Source organism: Salinivibrio sp. MA427, from assembly GCF_001996115.1.
Taxonomy (GTDB): domain Bacteria; phylum Pseudomonadota; class Gammaproteobacteria; order Enterobacterales; family Vibrionaceae; genus Salinivibrio; species Salinivibrio costicola.
The window spans coordinates 1-1,632 of record NZ_MUFH01000433.1; the positions used below are offsets into that span (position 1 = coordinate 1).

Genomic DNA, 1,632 nt, shown 5'->3' on the forward strand with positions numbered 1-1,632 from the left:
GGAAAAAGTTCACCGTCGATGCCCAATCCAGTCGCTTCGCGGTGCAGGGGATCACTAAAGAGTTAGACGCATACATCGCATTCCAAACCAGTGGATCGATATGGGGCCCCGTATCAATCATAATGATGTCGAACTCATCACTGATTGGATCAATCACCTTCTCTTGCAATAACTCCACCACATTCAGCGACTGGCTGGTTGCTAACGCTTGCCATGCCTCTGCATTAAACATGGCGTCTTCAGGAAAGGCAGCCATGGTTTTCAAATTAGGATATTGTGTCGGCAGCAAGACATTACGCATCATGAAATCTTTGTCAGCAGCCTGGGGCGTATTGTCCAACATCACATCAACGGCAGAATAAATCCCTTCTTGTTCCGTCAAACTGATTTGTGGGTTAAGGAATAATCGCAGCGAACCTTGCGGATCTAAGTCAATCAAGCAAATGCGATAACGTTTCTCAAGATTCAGCGCCATACAAGCCGCTAAGTGCACCGCACTCATAGACTTGCCGGTGCCCCCTTTTTGGTTTTGAATGTTTATAACCCAAGGTTTGTGCGTCTTGCCTTTACGTTCATGAAACGTCGGAACATTCGCGGCGTCCATAATTTGATGCGCTTCATCCAGGGTAATGGAGTAATGATTGGCATTATTTTTGGTAAATTGATGCCCGTCTTGCTCCATGCGAGAGATCGCTTCATCAAGCTTGCGCCGCGTAAGCCCTGAACGTGTTTCCATTAACGCTTTCGACATGGGCGGAAAGAGCTGATCGTGTCGCTCTTCCATGACAATCTCCACACGATCAGACTGCACTTGTTTTGTCTGCGCCGCGATATTGCGGAGGTTCTCAATCGTCTTTTCCCTATCCATATTCTTTTTCGCCATCACGAGAAATAATTGTCGATTGTACAGCATAATCCACCCAAGACAATAAAAAGGTGAACAAATGCCAATCAAATACAGATCCTGCTCACAATTGTAATTATAGGGTGGGGCTGAATATCATCACCATTGATGTCAAATTCAACCAATATTATCAGAGCCAATCATAGTAAGATTTAAAATGTCACAGTGTCACTTATTTACAATGTAAATGGCGAATAAATACGGAAGCTTGTATTTGGTTGGCTAATTTACGGTTGTCGATATTTCAACATTAAACTGACCATTTTTCATCGATATCATCAGTAGGATCGACCCTCTATTACACATTTTGGCGATGTGCGATGAACATTAATGCCATTTGATCCTATTTCCCGAAAGCATGATCAAGGAAAATAAAGCGATGGATTCAATAGCCTTGATCATGCTTTCGTTGATAACATGAGTAGATAGGAAGCATGATCAAGTACGTATTGCGATGAAATCACCAGCAAATTCAACCGCAATGTCTCAATAAGCCTGGGAACGATGATCAAGTTATATTTCTGATTGAATAGTGCCAGTATCTTAACCGGAACGATATATCCAAACCGCTAATTTACGGACAATGTCAGGCGTACCAAGGGATCCAGGACGATCCGTCGCGATTTTCTTCTCCGATCGTACGACTGATGAGAAATAGGCTGACTCTTGAACAACCAGATCATCATACATGATCATTGTTCCGCATCCGGTCACATGCTGACTGATGG

At 43.5% G+C, this 1,632-nt stretch carries 2 protein-coding genes; both read right to left on the reverse strand.

The annotated features are described in order from the left end of the window. Positions 1-868: ParA family protein (locus BZG79_RS15340; protein WP_077774837.1), on the reverse strand; the 868-nt coding region annotated here is incomplete at its 3' end. A gap of 579 nt (positions 869-1,447) precedes the next feature. After that, on the reverse strand, positions 1,448-1,632 hold a 185-nt coding region (locus BZG79_RS16585; protein WP_206779508.1), incomplete at its 5' end, for a hypothetical protein.